The following is a 15,146-nucleotide window of genomic DNA, read 5'->3' as shown; positions in this document are numbered from 1 at the left end:
GTCGAAGGGAAGGGCCGGCCACCTGGAGGTCAGAGGCCGGCCCTGGAGCTGCGACAGGAGATGCAGAACTACCGGTCTGCGAGCTGGATTGCGTCCTGGATCAGGCTGCTCGCGGTCGAGATCACTCGCGTGCTGGCCTGGTAGGCCCGCTGGGTGATCAACATGTCGAGGAAGGAACTGGTCAGGTCCGCGCTGGACTGCTCCAGCGACCGGCCGACGACGGCTCCACGGCCACCCTCTGAGGCAGCGCCAATCTGTGCCAGTCCCGACGAGGGAGAGCTCTGGAACAGGTTGCTGCCACTGTGGGCCAGGCCGCTCACGTTCGCGAAGGTGGCCACGGCAAGCTGCCCGAGGGTCATGGAGCGGCCGTCGGCATAGCTGCCCTGCACGATCCCGCCGTCGTTCACGTTGACTTCCTTGAGCGAGGCGGCACCATAGCCGTTCTGGTCTGTGGCCGACACCGCGACCCCCGAAGCGAACTGCGTCAGCTTTGACACGTCGATCGCCATGCTCATCGGCGCCGCTCCGGTAGGAGTCGCTGCCAATGTCACAGTCGGGCCGCCTGCCGAGTACTGCCCCAGGGTGTCGAAGCTCACCGTGCCGAGCGCTGTCGAGGCGCCGCCGTCAAACTTCGCCGTCACATTCCATGAGGAGCCGGCCCCGGGGGCGAAGGTCAGGCTCAGGTCGTGCGTCTTGCCCAGGGAGTCGTACACGGTCACCGAGGAGCTCTGCGTGTTGGTGCCTCCGGCCGTCAGGTTGCCGCACAAGGAGACCTCGTCCGTCGCCTTCGGCGGCCGTACCGTGTTCAGCGGGAAGACCAGACCCGTGAGCGGCCCGCCGGTATTGACCTGTCCGTCGGTGGCCATCCAGCCCTGCACGCGGTACCCGTTGGAGGCCATCACCAGCGTGCTGGTCTCATCCAGCTTGAAAGACCCATCTCGCGTGTAGAACACACCCTCCGGTCCCACGACCGTGAACAGCCCGTCGCCGTCGATCGCTGCGTCCAGAGCTTGGCCGGTGTTCTGTACCGCGCCCTGAGCGTCAACGATAGTGGTAGCCCCGACTGAGACGCCCGTACCCACCTGCGTGGGCGAGACTCCGCCGACGTTGTCCTGCGCGCTACTGCCGCTGCGCAAGGTCTGATAGTACGCATCCTGGAAGGTGGTGCGCGCCGCCTTGAAGGCAACGGTGCCGACGTTCGCCAGGTTGTTCGCCGTCACGTCCATCTTCGACTGCTGCGCCACCGCACCGGACAGTCCCGAGTAGAGCGCTCGATTCATTGTGTGCCTCCTAGGTCCCTACGCCTTCGGCGTGATGCGCCTCTTATCTGTCGTCCACAGCCAGGGGCAGGTTGAGCGTAACCGTGGTCCCGCTGCCTGGTGCGGCCTGCAGACCCAGGCTTCCACCTGCCCGTCGTACAACACCCTCCGCAATTGTCAGGCCCAGACCCCAGTGGCAGTCGGGCGCCGAAGTGTAAAAGGGTTGTCGCACCAGGTGCAGCGCCTCCTGGGGCAGGCCCACACCTTCGTCGCGCACCTCCACGAAGGCCCGGGTTCGCCGAGTACCCGTGCGGATCTCGACCCGGCCACCGTCGCGGGTTGCACGCACCGCGTTGAACACCACGGCGGCCACTGCCCGGCGCATTGCTGACGGATCGACCCGTGCCCATCCCGTCTCCAGGTCAAGGGTGATCTCGCAGCGGTCACGGTCGCCGCAGGAGGCCAGAATCCCCCGCGCATCCTGCGCGACCTCACCGACCACTTGTGCGAGGTCGAGGCAGCTCTCGCGCCCCTGCGACAGACCCCGGAGGCGCGCAGTCATCGCGTCCACCGTTGCGACACCCTCCACCGCACGGCGGCGCAGGGCATCGAACACCGCCTCCTCCGAGCCGCCACCGACCCGGTGCAACTCAATGGCGCCCAGAATCCCGCCGAGGATGTTGCGCACATCATGAGCCAGAGCCCCGCACACGAGGTCCAGCATCTCCAGCGGCTCGACCCCGGCGCCGCCCAGTTGCGCCTGCGACTCAGGTGCAGCCGCCGAAACCTCAAAGGCCACCTCCAGCGAGGGTGCGAGATTCCTCAGCAAGGACTGGTGCCGGGGCTCGTACTCCATGCCCGAGGGTGCCAGGAAGGACAGGTGCCAGCCAGGGCGTGTCCCACTGGTCACCGGGCGTCCACCTCCCACCAGGGAAACCTGCTCGCCGGAAGTGTCTGTCCCAGCCACGGGTGCGAGAGCCGCTCCGTCGCCACCGGGCCACACTGCCAGCCGTCGCAAAGGGCGGCACTGAGCGTCTACCGCCTCCAGGCAGCACGCCCGGTGCGGGATCTCGGCGGACAACTCCGAGGCCACGCCCTGCAAGGCCGAGTCGTAGCTGCCCGCCCCATAGGAACGGCGCAGAATCCGCTCATGTAGGGCCAGGAGTCGGCCACTGTCCGCGCGAAGGGTCGGACTGCCCTGAGTGCGATCCCCGGCACCCATTGTGCGAACCCCTTTCTGGTGTGTGAAGCCACCCTGGTGACAACTAGGCGATCGAACTGATCGCGTCCAGCGGCACCGTCTGGTTGCCGATGCAGGCCTGCCAGCCGTCGCTGGTGCGCTGCACCTGCGTCACCACACCCGAGCCGCTGGTGCCGGCCTCCGTATCCTTCCACTCAACGGTCCGGCCGACCAGCGACGCCATCCCGGTCACGCCTTGCACCGTCGCCATCGACTGCATCGCCGTCCCCAGCTTCACCACCTCACTGACCATGGTGAGCTGCGACATCTGCGACAGCATCTGCTCCCCGGACATCGGCTCCATCGGGTCCTGGTGGCGCAACTGCTCGGTCAGTAGCGTGAGAAAGGTCTCCGTCGATACGCTCGAGGGGGAGCTCGTGGCGCCGGTGCTGCTTGCCTGGGCACTGCTCACGGCCGATACCTGCATGACTGGCTTCCTCCCTGATCAGGCGAAAAGGTCGAGTACGCCGGACGACGATCGCTCACTGTAGACAGTCTGGGGACGCGGTGCCGAGGGTCTGCTTCGCGGTTCCTCTCCCAGGGGCGAGGGAGATGTCGGAACATACTCGCTCCGCGACTGTCCCCCGGAGGACTGCCCCTCGCCAAAGCTCATCGTGAAGGCCTCGAGGGTCAGCCCATGGGCCTGTAACCGCTCACGTAGTGGGCCCTCCAGTACTCGGAGATCCAGCGCCTGCGCCTCCGAGCACACCAGGTCAACACCTGCATGGCGGTCTGCCACCACCACCGTCACCGACTCCACGCCGAGGTCATCCCAGGGGAGGTACAGCTTCACGCGACCGCCGCGAAGGCCGACCTGCGAGTGGATTGCCTCAGCCAACTGCACAGCCCGTTGCGTCGCTTCCACGGGGGTTACCACCCGCTCAGCGCCGACTTCTGCCGTCGGTGCGCTCACCGTGCCCATCGTCATGGGAGCCGTCTCGTTCTCTGAAGCTGCAACTCGCTTCTGCGTCAAACCGGAAGCTGCCGTGAGCCTTGCGGCAGACCCACCTGCAGCTTCCTTGGTCGCAACCGTCTCCTCTGCAGCCAGGCTCTGCGACGCCATGAGAGCCTGCTGCGCCTGCGGAGACGTCACCGCAGGAGCCGCCGGAGGCACAGGTAGCGCAACGCCCTGCGGGCCTTCGAGCACAGTCTCGCCCGCCGCGCGAAGGGGATTCTGGGAACGCGGCAGTTGCCCGCCGACTTCCGGCGTCTGCAGCAGGACGCCCGTCGCGACCCTCTCGGCGAGTCTCGAGGCGACGGAGGAGCCCTCACCCCTGGCAGCCTCAGCGAGTTGCGGAGCTGACGTCGCAATCTCACGAGTCGCCGGTGTCGCGGTTTCCTGCGCTCTTCCAGTGGCCTGCAGAGCTGGCGCTTCGGGCTCCAGGGAAGCAGTCACCTGGGCCTGGTCTCCCGCGACCGGCCGAGGAGCGTCTGCCCGCGGCACGGTTCCTATGGCCTGCGTCGCCGGGAGGGTCGTCGCTGGTGCTCTCGCGACTCGAACAGCAGAGGGTGTGACGGTCGCTTGCGGGGTCTCAAGGGTCCTCTCGGGCACCGATGGCGACGCCTGCACGGTCGTCCTGCGCGTCTGGTCGGTCAGGTTCGCCTCGGACCCTTCGGGTGTCGGCCTTGCGTCGCGAGCCACCGTCGCCGTGACTTGCACGATCGTTTGGGTCACAGGGGCAGTCGGCGTCGCCTCAGGCGCCGGCGAAGGCGTCGTCACGATTTCGGGAACTGCCACGGAGGGCTTTGGCGCCACCGGCGCTGCCGGCGTGGTTGGCACCACCTCCGCCTGCTCGGGAACGTGCGCGGGAACCGTCATCGTGGCCGCAGGCGGGAGTGGCCCCTGCGCGGAATCCGGCCAGCCAGCGAACCTCTGTGGGCCTTCGACTACCGTGGGGCGCTGAGCTGCCGCAGGGAACTCGCCGCTCGGAACTCCTGTCTCCTGCACCGGTGGCCTCGTCGCCGAGACCTCCACCTGTGCAGCCCCTACTGCGGGCACGGTCTCCGCCCCGGAGGCCACCAGCGGCACTGCGGTCCTTTCCTGCCCTGGGAGCGAGGTGACCGGCGCAGTCTGCTGCCCTTCGACCTCGCGACCCCACAAGGCAGATACCGGGACTGAAAGCTGCCCTGGCGTGGTCAACGGGGTACTGCCCTCGACCGCGGGCGTCACCTGCCGTGCTCCAGGCAGGGCACTCGGTGCTGGAGGAACCACGGGGCTTGCGAGGCGCGCCCTGTCTCCCGACGCAGGAAGCACCTGCGGTACCGCGGCGAACGCCTGCTGTGCAACCGACAGAATCGGCTGTGCTGCAAGCGGCCCGCTCGTCACCAACATCTCGGACGGCCTCGCCGGCTCCTGTGTCCTGCTCTGACTGGCCGTCGTCTCCGGCGCTGCCGGTGCTGGAGCAGCCTGCTGCAAGAGTGGCGGCTGCAGGGCCCGCAGGTCAGGCAGCGCAACGATATCCTCAGCCGGGGAGCGGTCTTCAGGCTTGTCCTCCACGACCTCGCTCGGGACAGCTTCACCGCTGGAGGTCTCACCACCCAGCAGCTCGAGGATCAGCCCGGCGAAATCCATAGATGGTGCGTCGACCTGCCCGCCGGACTCGGCGCAGAAGCCCGCCACCGAAGTCCCCTGTGCGGCCGACGGGAGCGGTGCCGCACTCGCACACAACAGCGCAGCAGCTTGTCCTTCGCCCATAGCTTCAGCCCTCGGCCAGCCATCCCAGGATCTTGCGTACATAGGCCTGTGTCTCGCGGTAGGGGGGTACGCCGCCGTACCGCTTCACTGCGCCCGGCCCCGCGTTGTAGGCCGCGAGCGCCAGGTCAAGCTGCCCGAACCTCGAAAGCATGTCCTTGAGCTGGTGCACCCCGGCGTCGATGTTCTGGCCGGGGTCGAAGGGGTCGGTCACCCCGTAGTCCCGGCAGTTCTCCGGCATGAGCTGCATCAGGCCCTGGGCTCCGGCTCGTGATACGCACCGGGGGTTGTAGTCCGATTCGGCCCGGATCACCGCCCGGATGACCTTCTCTTCGATGCCGTACTTCTGAGCCGCCTGTCGAATCAGCCCGTCGTAGGCACTGGCCTTGGCACTGCTTCCCGTTGTGGTCTGTGCAGCGTTGCTCAGCGCCTCGGCGAAGTCAGGCCCTGGGGCCTGTCCGGCGGTTGTAGGCGCTGCTTTGGGTTCACTTCCAAGCAGGCCCTCAATCTCTTCGATGCGAGCCAGGACGCCCGGCAGTCCCAGTATCACGTCTGATCTCTCCCCCCTGGGTCTTGTTGCTGCAGGACCTTTCGCGCCGCGATGCCGGCTCCGACCTCATCACTCTCGCGCTGCTCTTCCTGGTCGAGCTCCTGCCGGTATCGCTCCAGGGCCCGCTCGCGCAACTGCTCGATGGTCCGTGTCGCACGGTGAGCGGCAACCATGCCCTCTCTCTTCACTTCCTGCTCCTCCAGCGCCCGACCCAGTTGTGACCTCGATTGCGCCTCTCGCCCCTGGAGAATCTGCAGGTGCGCATAGCCCGCCTGTAAGGCTGCGACATTCTGCGTGGCAGGCCCCTCCTGCAACTGATCCACCGCGCTCCTGTGACCCTCAAGCACTTCGTCGAGCTCCGCCTGTACCTCGAGCGTCCGGCGCTGAGCGTCGGCCAGCTCCACCTGCGCATTGTCTTCCTGGTGCCTCCGAAGCCGCAGGAGGCCGTCAAGCCGGTAGGGACGTTCTGGCATCGCTTCTCCTCAAGAGGGGTGTCGGTCCCTGACTGTCCCCCACCGGGTCAGTCCTCACTGCCCGTGTCAGCGCCCCTTGCCGCCTGCCATCGGAGCCATCGCCGGGATGCTCAGGATCTCCTCCATGGCTGTGAGGGTGTCCTCGAAGCCCGACACTTCGCCGCTCGGCTGGCGCAGCAGACCATCAATAGGCTCCTTCAGACCGATGGCTCTGTCGACCCGCGGATTCGACCCGCCCACATAGGCTCCCAGGTTGATGAGGTCTTCGGACTCGTGGTAGGCCGCCGTGCAGGCGCGAATCTCCTGCGCCATAAGCATGTGCTCGGAGGAACAGATCTGGGGCATCACCCGGCTGACGCTGTCGAGAACGTCGATGGCGGGGTAGTGGCCCCGCTGCGCCAGCCGTCGCGACAAGACGATATGCCCATCCAGCGTAGCCCGGGCTGCCCCGGCGACCGGCTCATTCATGTCGTCGCCATCCACGAGGACCGTGTACAGGGCGGTGATGCTGCCCGTCGCACTGTTCCCGGCACGCTCCAAGAGACGAGGCAGTGCCGCAAAGACCGAGGGCGTGTACCCGTTGCGAGTAGGCGGTTCCCCCGTGGCAAGACCGACCTCACGCTGGGCCCAGGCAAACCGCGTGATCGAGTCCATCAGTAGCAGCACGTCGCGGCCGCTATCACGGAAGTACTCGGCAATCGCGGTCGCAACCTGAGCTCCTCGCATCCGCAGCACGGGAGGCCGGTCGCTGGTCGCTGCTACCACCACGGAGCGCTGCAGCCCTTCGGGTCCCAGGTCGCGTTCGACGAACTCGCCGACCTCGCGCCCACGCTCACCAATCAGCGCAATCACGTTCACGTCCGCCTGCGTGTTGCGGGCGATCATCCCCAGGAGCGAACTCTTCCCCACACCGGGACCGGCGAAGATTCCCATGCGCTGACCAACGCCGCAGGTCAGCAGGCCGTCGAGCGCCCGCACGCCCAGAGGCAGCGCTCGGCTGATCTTCCTGCGCGACAGCGCCGGCGGCGGATCGTTGTTGACCGGATACTGGGTCGTCGCCCGGATCGGCCCGAGCCCATCGATCGGCTCGCCCAGTCCATCCAGCACTCGTCCCAGCATCTCCTCGGACACGGGAACCGACAACGCCCCACCGGTCGACTCCACGCGACTGCCCGCGCCGATATCCCGCACCTCCTCAAAGGGCATCAGCAGCAGCCGCTCGTCCGTGAAGCCCACGACCTCGCACACCACCGGCGGCCGATCCTCACCGGCATGTACCAGGCACTTCTCCCCTACCCGCGCCGGTGGCCCGACCGACTCCAGCAGCAGGCCGATACTGCGAGCGACCGTCCCTGCCGGCCTGACCGTGGGCGTCTCATGGAGGCGCTCAGCGACGCGCGCAAGATAGGTCACGGTCGGACCTCCTGCGTCAGTGCCTGCTGAGCCGCTTCCTTGAGGCGCGCGAGCTGCGACTCGATTCGCAGGTCCATCTCGCCGTGTGAACTCGTCAGGAGTGCACCGCCGGGGCTGATCGCCTCGTCGGTCATCACGCGGATCGATACGGAGGCCGGCAGGTCCGCCCGAAGGCTCTCGCGAGCACGATCCAGCACACCTTCGGCTTCCGGACTGACCCGCACGGTGATGTCCCTGGCGGAGGACATCCGCGCAAGCCCTGCACGAACCGTCTCCACCACGACCTGGTCGTCGTCGGCGATCTTGCGGCGCAGGATGCTCTCGGCTAGCTCGATGCACAGCCGACCGGCCTCCCTCTCCAACTCCTGCCACCGCTCCTGAAACCTCTCAGCCAGATCCTCTTGCAGCACCTGCGACAACTCGCGGACGGTCTGTTCAGCCTGCGTCGCCACAGCCTTCGCGGCGGCATCTCGTGCTTCAGTCTCCGCTGCCCGGACTCTCTCCTCGGCGTCGGCGAGCGTCTCGGCTGCCTGCTCCTCGGCTTCGCTTCGGAGACGGTCCGCTTCCCCTTGCGCCTGCTCAAGCAGTGCCTTCGCGGCAGCGGCGGCCAGCGCAGGATCGGGCTCCTGTTCCGGAGCGGTGTCCGCGCGGGTTTCCCTTCGCGTCTCCGAGAGGACCGGCAGGTCCTCCTCCCACAGGCGAAAGGGCCTGGTAGATGCAGGGGTGCTCATGGGCCATCGGCTCCACTAACGAGGTTGCGCAGTTCATCAGCCAGGATATCCGGCTGCTCCCGAGCTACGCGCTGAAGCTCAGCGATGTAGGTACGCTCACGCATCCGGGTGGCCTCTTCCTCGGAGCTGACGGCCTCTTCGTCGTAGGAGGCGTCCTCCTCTTCGGCAGCGACCTCTGGCATCGGGAAGAACTCGTCCGAGATCGGCGGCGCCTCCTGACGGGCCAGGGCCGCCTGGCGCAGCTCGGCCGCCGTCCGCACCAGCACCGCCAGCAGCACGCACACGATCACCAGCGGCAGACCTCGGCGCAGCAGCATGTCCAGCGTCGCCCGTCGCTCCTGGGTGAGGGCAGTCGCTTGAGCCAGCTTGTCCTCCTGATCGGCCAGCTCCGCCGACTTAAGCTTCATCGGCCGCACGACAATCGAGTCGCCTCGGGTCAGGTCGACTCCGGCTGCGGCGGTAAGGACGTCGCGTACTCGATCGACGCCCTGGGCGGCCAGACTCTCGTCAACCACGGCCGCCACGGTCAGTCGCGTCACACGCCCCGGCCGGTTCTTGCGCACCATCTTGGTCTTCGAGAACTCGTACTCGCGGGTCTCCTCGCTGTTGCGGTATGCGCCCTTGCCACCGCTGCCGGAGGCGGTCTGCGTTCCCAGCAAGTTCGAGGGCACGCCACTGACACCGCCTGCGACGTCATCTGTTCCGCTGTAGGTCTCCTCGGTCGCATGCTCGCGGGAGACCGCCGGTTTTTGCTCGGGACCGGCAGGCTCTACACGCTCCTGGTCTACCTCTTCCGCATCGAGGTTGAGCTCCGCCTGCGCACGCACAATCGTCTTGCGCGGTCCGAACATCACGTCCATCATGCTCTGCAGCCGCTGCGTCAGCGCCTCCCCGTAGGCCTTGGAGGTGGAGAACACAGTCTCCGCGAGGTCTGGACCGGCCCCGTCACCGGAGAGCAATTCGCCCTGCGTATCCACCACAGTCACCTCGCGCGGGTTCAGGTCCTCAACCGCGCTGGCGACCAGGTACACGATCCCCTTCACCTGTTCCGGACGCAGCGAGCCGGTCGGCCCCAGGTCCAGCATCACCGAGGCCGTCGGTGGGCTCTGGTCGCGGTAGAGACTCTCGTGGGGGATCGTCAGGTGCACCCGCGCCGACTTCACTTCCGACAGCGAGCAGATCGTCCGGCTCAGTTCGCCCTGGAGAGCACGCTGCAGGTTCACGGTATTCGAGAAGTCGGTGCCGGGAAGCGTTGACTTGTCGAAAAGCTCAAACCCTACGCCGTTGCGCGAGGGCATGCCCTTTCCCGCCAGGGACAGGCGCGTCTCATACAGCGCCGTGGTCGGCACCTCGATGCGCCCTCCGGCCGCACTGAGACGATAGGCGACCTTCCCGGTCTGCAGCTCCTCGACGACGGCCGCCGCGTCCTCCTCCGAGAGCCCTGAGTACAGGGTCGAGTACGAGGGACGCGACGACCACAGGGTCACGGCTACGAGGCCGATGACCGTGCCGGCAGCCGCGAGTACGAGCACGAGGCGCTGACGGGACGACAGGTTGTCCCAGCCTGTTCGGAGTTGTTCGAGCATAGGTGGAATTCGAAGCCGCTGCCGTCGCTTCGTCGGCAACTGCCGAGGCGACCGAAGTGAGAGAACCTAGTGGGTGTGATCTACCTGCCTGGTCTGTCTGGCGTGCCCCTAGACCTGCATCCGACTGACTTCGCGGTACGCGTCGACGGCCTTCTGGGTCACCTGCACCGTCAACTGCAGCGCCAGGTCCGCTTGCTCCAGGGCCACCACCACATCCTGTACATTGCCGGCCTTGCCGGTCGCCAGCTTCTCGGCCTGCACATCGGCCGTCTGCTGCAACTCGTTCACCTGGCGCAGGGCGTCCGTCAGGCGCGACAGCACCGGGGTCGACGTCTCGCCGGTTCGCGTCTGGGGCCGCGGAGCCAGCGGCGACAGTGGCCCCGGCAGGTCGGTCGCGGGCAGCGTCTCGTTGATCTTGATGCGAGGGTCAATTCGCATTGTGGAGCTCCCCCTTTAGGAACCAAGGCACAAGCGCAATCAGCGCAGGATATCCAGCGTGCGACGAACGGTCTCCTTGCCGGCCCTGAAGGCTGCCGCATTCGCCTCGTAGGCACGGGTCGCAGAGACCATGTCAACCATCTCCATCGGCAGGTTCACATTGGACAGGTGCACATAGCCCTGGGCATCAGCCGCCGGGTCCTCCGGACGATACACCAGCAAGGGCGGCGTCGTGTCCTCACGGATAGCAGCCACGCGCACTCCGCCCGCAGTACTAGCCTTGCCCAGGCTTCCGGCAATGTTTGGGCCGAACCCAGACTGCGAGGCCAGCACGACTTCTCGGCGCCGGTAGGGCTGCCCGCCATCCACCACCGTTTCCACGTTGGCGATGTTCTGGGCAATGGTCTCGATCCGGGTTCGCTCCGCCGTCAGACCCGTCGCGCTGATGTCCATGGCGCGTGAAAGACTCATCCTTGTCCGCCTCCGGCGATCGCGGTGCGCAGCATTCGCAGTTTCTTGGTGAGTGCTCGGGCCAGTGCATCGAAGCGGAGAGTGGTCTCCCCGAGTGCCGTCAGATCACCCTCAGGGTCGGCCGTGGTAGCGTCGCTGCTCCGAGCCGGCCTCCGCGTGACCTGGGCTTGCACACGGTCCACTGCTCCCTCAGTCTCCGAGCCGGCCGCGGTGCCAACGCCCTCGGAGTGCTCCTTCCGGATTGCCTCGTGCAGGGCGTCCTCAAAGTCCACCTGCAGGCGGCCGTGTCCCGGTGTCTCTGCGTTTGCCAGGTTGTCGGCAATCGCTTCGAGGCGCTGCTGCGTCCCTTTCATTGCGCTCTGCAGGGCGGCTGAGGAAGTCTCTCGGAGCATCTTCGTCTCCTGCCTGGTGCTGGTACGGAGTCCATCCCCGTCGCACACCTGCAATCGGCGTGCCACCTGCGCTGTCCCCTTCCCGAACACTCAGCTCGCGGCACAGAGGCAGCCGGAAGCGTCCGTCTGACGTCGCTCAGAGGCAGAGGGAATGCCCAGCGCAGCTCGGTACTTGCTCACCGTCCGGCGGGCCACGTCATACCCGCACTCGCGCATCAGCGCGACAAGGTCATGGTCGTGGTACGGCCGGGCAGCATCCTCATGACGGATCAGATTGGCGAGGGTCACCTTGGCGGGGAGCGAATCCTCGAAGAACAGGTCGAAGGGGACAACTTCGCCGTCGGGCAGCATCACGGTCTTGCCCCGCGTCGCCCGGCAGACCGTGGACTCATGCATCCGCAGCTTCGCGGCAAGCTCCTTCTTCGTCAGCGGCTTCAGCGCCCGTGGGCCGCCGGTGAGGTAGCCCTCCTGCGCCGCCACTACAGCCTGCGCGACGCGCGCGATCACCTGGTGCCGATGCGTCAGGTTGGCGATGACGCTTCGTGCTTCGGCCACCAGGTCGCGCAGCGATATCTCCTCATCGCCACCTCGGCGACGGTCGATCTCTCGCGCCAGCCGCTCATACTCCGCGTTGACCCGCAGCGCCAGGCGCTCACTCATCGGCACCGTAACCTCAAGCGCCTCCGGGCCACGCTGAACCACTGCATCGGGACTGGTCCCCGGTAAGGCACCCTCCGGATCGCCGAAGGGTACTCGGTACAGATCCGCGGGATAGGGGTGCAGTCGCCGGCGGATGAAGTCCAGGTACCGGTGGGTCGCCGTGTTGCCCTTGGCCCGGAGTGCGCGTGGGTCGCCGGCTGCGACCAGCCTCGCGAAGTCACCCTCCAAGAACTCCAGCAGGCCCTCCGGCACCTGACTCTCCGGCATCGCCAGCACTTGCAGTCGCAGGCACTCGGGCAGATTCCGGGCGCCTAGCCCGTGCGGGTCTAGCTCTTGCACGGCCGACAGGGCTTCCTCGACTTCTTGCTCAGAGGCCTCCAGGTCGTCGGCCACCTCAAAGAGCGAGCAAGTCAGGTAACCCCGGCGGTCGAGGCTCTCGACCAGGTACTGCGCGATCTCCAGCACTCGCCCCTCACATCGGGAGCGCAACTGCACACGGAGGTCATCGCGCAGTGTGACCGTCGCAGCCAGCCGGGCCAGCACATCCGCCGCACCCTCTCCACTGCATCTTGACCCGGTGGGCTGCCCAAGAGGGCGCAGGGAGTTCGGTGTCGCCAGTTCCAGCGCCGGGTTCTGGTCCAGCTTCTCGGCGATGCACTCCTCCAGCTCTTCCTGGCTCAGCTCGAGAACCGAAGCCCGAGCCACGAGTTGGGGCAGTACGGTCGTCTGCGTTGCGACACGGCCTTCCGGGCGGAGTTCGAGCACGATCCACGCTCCTGCGACAGGATGACACAGACTTGCGAGAGACGTCCTCGTCCCTCGTAGACCCAGGTTCTTATCGGGCCACCTCGGCGCGGGCTTTAGCCAAATCCCCGTAACGAGCCGCAACAGGTCGGTGCGCTTCAGACGCCTGCCTACTTTGCCGATAGGCCTTCTGACTTCGCGTACAGAAGGGGATGGTAGTCGTGTCCATGACACGCGAGCCGTGTCGCGTCCTGGTGGTTGACGACTCGTGGTATATCCAGCAGCTTGTGGCTGCGGCCCTGGAGCCCATGGGGTATGAGGTCCTCCTCGCCGGCACGATCCAGGCGGCCCTCGAGACCTACCACCGAGAGCGCCCCGACGTGGTCCTTATGGACCTGGTCTTGCCCCATAGTGACGGCCTGTCCGGGATCGCCCGCCTTCGTGAGATCGATCCGCAGGTGCGGGTAGTGGTTCTCAGTGGCCTCACTGATGACGCCATCCGCAGGACGGCCCAGGAGGCCGGTGCGAGTGTCTTCCTCTCGAAGCCCCTCAGTACCAGCCGGCTGATCGAGGCCATCGAAGCCTCTCAGTTCGGCGACGCCCCTGTGGCACAGGGATTGCAGGCATCCGGGTAGGCCCGACCGGGCCCAGGACCTGCATCTGTCTATCAGGACGGCGGCAAGATGAGTGGCCACACCGATCAGAACCTTGAGGGGGCGCGAAAGGCAGCGCTGCTGCTGGCGTCCCTTGACCCGGACACCGCAGCAACCGTTGCAGCCCGTCTGCCTACCGAGGTGCGCGCAAAGCTCGCAGCGGCGCAGCGGGAGCTGGCGGACCTTCCCGCCGGCGAGTTGCGTGGAAGGATCGAGGAGTTCCGGCGGCAGAGGGCACGGGCCTCGCGGCCGCCTGCGCAGGTTTCTGCCCAGAGCCCTGAGACCCCGACGCCGACACCACGACCGCGGGAAGATGCACCAGCCGTCATCCCGGCCCCACTCCGCGAGCCTGCCGACGACACGGGCCGCCTTCCGGTTGTCGACCTGCGGCCACCTCTGCAGTTCCTCACCCAGACGGATCCCCAGGTCCTCGCGGAGGCCTTGTCCCGGGAGCGCCCTGCCGTCATCGCCCTGGTCGCACTTCATGGCCCGGCGCCCCTTACCCGGCAGCTACTGACGCTGCTGCCCGCGGCAACTCGCCGCGAAGTGGCCTTGGCCGTCGCCGCGATGCGTCCCGCAGCGCCGGGCGTACTGCGGTGTCTCAGCGACGAGCTCCAGGCCCAGGTGCAGCATCTCCTCGAGTCACGCCAGAGCCGCCGAGAAGGGGCGCGTGTCGTCGCCTGCGCGCTACTGGAGTCCGACGCCTCCTCCGTGCGCGATGCCCTGGACACCCTTCAGGACAAGAACCCGCTTCTGGCTGATGACGTTCTGGAGGAGCTGGCTGGCCTGGTCGCTCAGCGCAGCACGCCGGTCCGACCCCAGGCTCGCACCGGGCATGACCCTTGCGCTACACACTCGCGGGTCTCGCAGCACCACGATCGTGCCGCCTGGGGGGCCTCGACGGCCCAACCTACTCCCGCCTACTGAACCCGATCTCGCCGAGGCGCCCTTCATGCATGGCTCTGCCTCCACACCACCACAGGTGCAGCCCTACGACCTGAGCCGGCCCTGTCCCTTGCGGCCGGAGGAGCTATCACGTCTTCAGGTCGCCGCCGCTGACTTCACCCGCAGCTTCAGCGCCCTCGCCGGGGAGTACCTCGGAGTGTCGGCGCAGTTCCACGTCCGCTCCGTGGGGCGCAGTGACAACCTGCTCTCAGCGACCGGCGACTCCTCCGTGTGGGTTGTCGCCTCCGGACTCGAGAGCGAGCTCTGCCCCGTGTGGCGCTTCGACTGGCCGCTGGCCTCCGACCTGGTCAACGCGATGGTCGGCTGCCAGGGAGCCTCGCGTGCCCCTGAGCGCGGCTTCACGCGGCTGGAGGGTCGGCTCCTGGCCCATCTGTGCCACGAACTCCATGGCGCCTGGCTTACCTCGTGGCCGATCAAAAGCCCCGTCCCGGACTTCTGGCGGGCCCTGCGTGGCAGCTCCGACCTTGCCGGGCCCAATCCCGACGAGTGGGCCGGAGTCTGCCTGGCAGCCACCGGTCCTTCCCTGCACGGCCAGATCGACATCCACATTCCGCTGCGGCTGGCACGACTTCCCGCGCCTCCCTCGGTAAGGGACAGCGCGAGTCCGCCAACCCTGGGGACTCCTTCGCCCCTGGTTCGTTCAGCCCCAGTGACCGTCACCGTCGGGCTGACACGTTGGCGAACCAGCCTGCGCGAGCTCATGAGCCTGCAGACCGGGGCGCTGGTTGACCTCGGCGTGCCGACAGAGGGTCTCCTACCCCTGTGTGTTGGCGGCACCCCGAGGCTGAGGGTCCGTCCCGGTGTCCATGAAGGCTACCTCTCCGTCCAGGTGGTCGGCCCCTTGGAGCCCTGAGAGCCTGCGTCCCTGGCCGGCCTGC

At 67.2% G+C, this 15,146-nt stretch carries 16 protein-coding genes; 3 read left to right on the top strand and 13 right to left on the bottom strand.

What is annotated here, in order from left to right; all coding sequences use genetic code 11:
* Positions 1-68: 68 nt before the first annotated feature.
* The 13 genes from ABFE16_18460 to ABFE16_18400 form a co-directional block, all read right to left on the bottom strand.
* Positions 69-1,280, bottom strand: a complete 1,212-nt coding sequence (locus ABFE16_18460) for a flagellar hook protein FlgE (GenBank protein ID MEN6347288.1) — start codon at positions 1,278-1,280, stop codon at positions 69-71.
* Positions 1,281-1,323: 43 nt separating this feature from the next.
* The gene (locus ABFE16_18455; protein MEN6347287.1) at positions 1,324-2,481 is read right to left on the bottom strand and encodes a HAMP domain-containing sensor histidine kinase; all 1,158 of its coding nucleotides are present in this window, start codon (positions 2,479-2,481) and stop codon (positions 1,324-1,326) included.
* Between the two features lie 43 nt (positions 2,482-2,524).
* The gene (locus ABFE16_18450; GenBank protein MEN6347286.1) at positions 2,525-2,926 is read right to left on the bottom strand and encodes a flagellar hook capping FlgD N-terminal domain-containing protein; all 402 of its coding nucleotides are present in this window, start codon (positions 2,924-2,926) and stop codon (positions 2,525-2,527) included.
* A gap of 18 nt (positions 2,927-2,944) precedes the next feature.
* A complete protein-coding gene (locus ABFE16_18445) occupies positions 2,945-5,194 on the bottom strand; it encodes a hypothetical protein (GenBank protein MEN6347285.1) in 2,250 nt (749 codons plus the stop codon).
* A gap of 4 nt (positions 5,195-5,198) precedes the next feature.
* The gene (locus tag ABFE16_18440) at positions 5,199-5,741 is read right to left on the bottom strand and encodes a lytic transglycosylase domain-containing protein (protein MEN6347284.1); all 543 of its coding nucleotides are present in this window, start codon (positions 5,739-5,741) and stop codon (positions 5,199-5,201) included.
* Positions 5,738-6,214: a flagellar export protein FliJ gene (locus tag ABFE16_18435; protein ID MEN6347283.1), complete on the bottom strand. Its 477-nt coding sequence runs from the start codon at positions 6,212-6,214 to the stop codon at positions 5,738-5,740. Before ABFE16_18435 ends, ABFE16_18440 begins: the two co-directional genes overlap by 4 nt.
* A gap of 66 nt (positions 6,215-6,280) precedes the next feature.
* Positions 6,281-7,627, bottom strand: a complete 1,347-nt coding sequence (locus ABFE16_18430; protein ID MEN6347282.1) for a FliI/YscN family ATPase — start codon at positions 7,625-7,627, stop codon at positions 6,281-6,283.
* The gene (locus tag ABFE16_18425) at positions 7,624-8,358 is read right to left on the bottom strand and encodes a FliH/SctL family protein (GenBank protein MEN6347281.1); all 735 of its coding nucleotides are present in this window, start codon (positions 8,356-8,358) and stop codon (positions 7,624-7,626) included. The genes ABFE16_18430 and ABFE16_18425 overlap by 4 nt, the downstream gene beginning before the upstream one ends.
* Positions 8,355-9,944, bottom strand: a complete 1,590-nt coding sequence (fliF, locus tag ABFE16_18420; protein ID MEN6347280.1) for a flagellar basal-body MS-ring/collar protein FliF — start codon at positions 9,942-9,944, stop codon at positions 8,355-8,357. Before fliF ends, ABFE16_18425 begins: the two co-directional genes overlap by 4 nt.
* Positions 9,945-10,052: 108 nt before the next feature.
* Positions 10,053-10,382 carry a flagellar hook-basal body complex protein FliE gene (gene fliE / locus ABFE16_18415; protein ID MEN6347279.1) on the bottom strand — a complete coding sequence of 110 codons (330 nt, stop codon included), beginning with the start codon at positions 10,380-10,382 and terminating at the stop codon, positions 10,053-10,055.
* A 39-nt stretch (positions 10,383-10,421) separates the two neighbouring features.
* Positions 10,422-10,853: a flagellar basal body rod protein FlgC gene (flgC, locus tag ABFE16_18410; protein ID MEN6347278.1), complete on the bottom strand. Its 432-nt coding sequence runs from the start codon at positions 10,851-10,853 to the stop codon at positions 10,422-10,424.
* Complete coding sequence (locus ABFE16_18405) at positions 10,850-11,245, bottom strand: flagellar basal body protein (protein ID MEN6347277.1); 396 nt, start codon at positions 11,243-11,245, stop codon at positions 10,850-10,852. The genes flgC and ABFE16_18405 overlap by 4 nt, the downstream gene beginning before the upstream one ends.
* A 90-nt stretch (positions 11,246-11,335) precedes the next feature.
* Complete coding sequence (locus ABFE16_18400; GenBank protein ID MEN6347276.1) at positions 11,336-12,670, bottom strand: hypothetical protein; 1,335 nt, start codon at positions 12,668-12,670, stop codon at positions 11,336-11,338.
* A gap of 206 nt (positions 12,671-12,876) precedes the next feature.
* Between ABFE16_18400 and ABFE16_18395 the strand changes: the two genes are divergently transcribed.
* From ABFE16_18395 to ABFE16_18385, 3 genes are read left to right on the top strand one after another with little or no spacing between them, the layout of a single operon-like run.
* Positions 12,877-13,284, top strand: coding sequence for a response regulator (locus ABFE16_18395; protein ID MEN6347275.1), 408 nt, complete (start codon positions 12,877-12,879; stop codon positions 13,282-13,284).
* A 48-nt stretch (positions 13,285-13,332) separates the two neighbouring features.
* Positions 13,333-14,229: a hypothetical protein gene (locus ABFE16_18390; GenBank protein ID MEN6347274.1), complete on the top strand. Its 897-nt coding sequence runs from the start codon at positions 13,333-13,335 to the stop codon at positions 14,227-14,229.
* 25 nt (positions 14,230-14,254) lie between these two features.
* Positions 14,255-15,121, top strand: coding sequence for a FliM/FliN family flagellar motor switch protein (locus tag ABFE16_18385; protein ID MEN6347273.1), 867 nt, complete (start codon positions 14,255-14,257; stop codon positions 15,119-15,121).
* Positions 15,122-15,146 lie beyond the last annotated feature (25 nt).

The sequence above is a fragment of the Armatimonadia bacterium genome, assembly GCA_039679385.1.
Taxonomy (GTDB): Bacteria; Armatimonadota; Zipacnadia; order Zipacnadales; family JABUFB01; genus JAJFTQ01.
This window is presented reverse-complemented; position numbering and strand designations above follow the sequence as displayed.

Excerpts from the sequence above, each read along its gene's own strand:
- flgC (MEN6347278.1), bottom strand. The coding sequence starts at position 10,853 with ATGAGTCTTTCACGCGCCATGGACATCAGCGCGACGGGTCTGACGGCG.
- ABFE16_18385 (MEN6347273.1), top strand. The coding sequence starts at position 14,255 with ATGCATGGCTCTGCCTCCACACCACCACAGGTGCAGCCCTACGACCTG.
- ABFE16_18390 (MEN6347274.1), top strand. The coding sequence starts at position 13,333 with ATGAGTGGCCACACCGATCAGAACCTTGAGGGGGCGCGAAAGGCAGCG.
- ABFE16_18460 (MEN6347288.1), bottom strand. The coding sequence starts at position 1,280 with ATGAATCGAGCGCTCTACTCGGGACTGTCCGGTGCGGTGGCGCAGCAG.
- ABFE16_18425 (MEN6347281.1), bottom strand. The coding sequence starts at position 8,358 with ATGAGCACCCCTGCATCTACCAGGCCCTTTCGCCTGTGGGAGGAGGAC.
- ABFE16_18445 (MEN6347285.1), bottom strand. The coding sequence starts at position 5,194 with ATGGGCGAAGGACAAGCTGCTGCGCTGTTGTGTGCGAGTGCGGCACCG.
- ABFE16_18455 (MEN6347287.1), bottom strand. The coding sequence starts at position 2,481 with ATGGGTGCCGGGGATCGCACTCAGGGCAGTCCGACCCTTCGCGCGGAC.
- fliE (MEN6347279.1), bottom strand. The coding sequence starts at position 10,382 with ATGCGAATTGACCCTCGCATCAAGATCAACGAGACGCTGCCCGCGACC.
- fliF (MEN6347280.1), bottom strand. The coding sequence starts at position 9,944 with ATGCTCGAACAACTCCGAACAGGCTGGGACAACCTGTCGTCCCGTCAG.
- ABFE16_18395 (MEN6347275.1), top strand. The coding sequence starts at position 12,877 with ATGACACGCGAGCCGTGTCGCGTCCTGGTGGTTGACGACTCGTGGTAT.
- ABFE16_18450 (MEN6347286.1), bottom strand. The coding sequence starts at position 2,926 with ATGCAGGTATCGGCCGTGAGCAGTGCCCAGGCAAGCAGCACCGGCGCC.
- ABFE16_18405 (MEN6347277.1), bottom strand. The coding sequence starts at position 11,245 with ATGCTCCGAGAGACTTCCTCAGCCGCCCTGCAGAGCGCAATGAAAGGG.
- ABFE16_18435 (MEN6347283.1), bottom strand. The coding sequence starts at position 6,214 with ATGCCAGAACGTCCCTACCGGCTTGACGGCCTCCTGCGGCTTCGGAGG.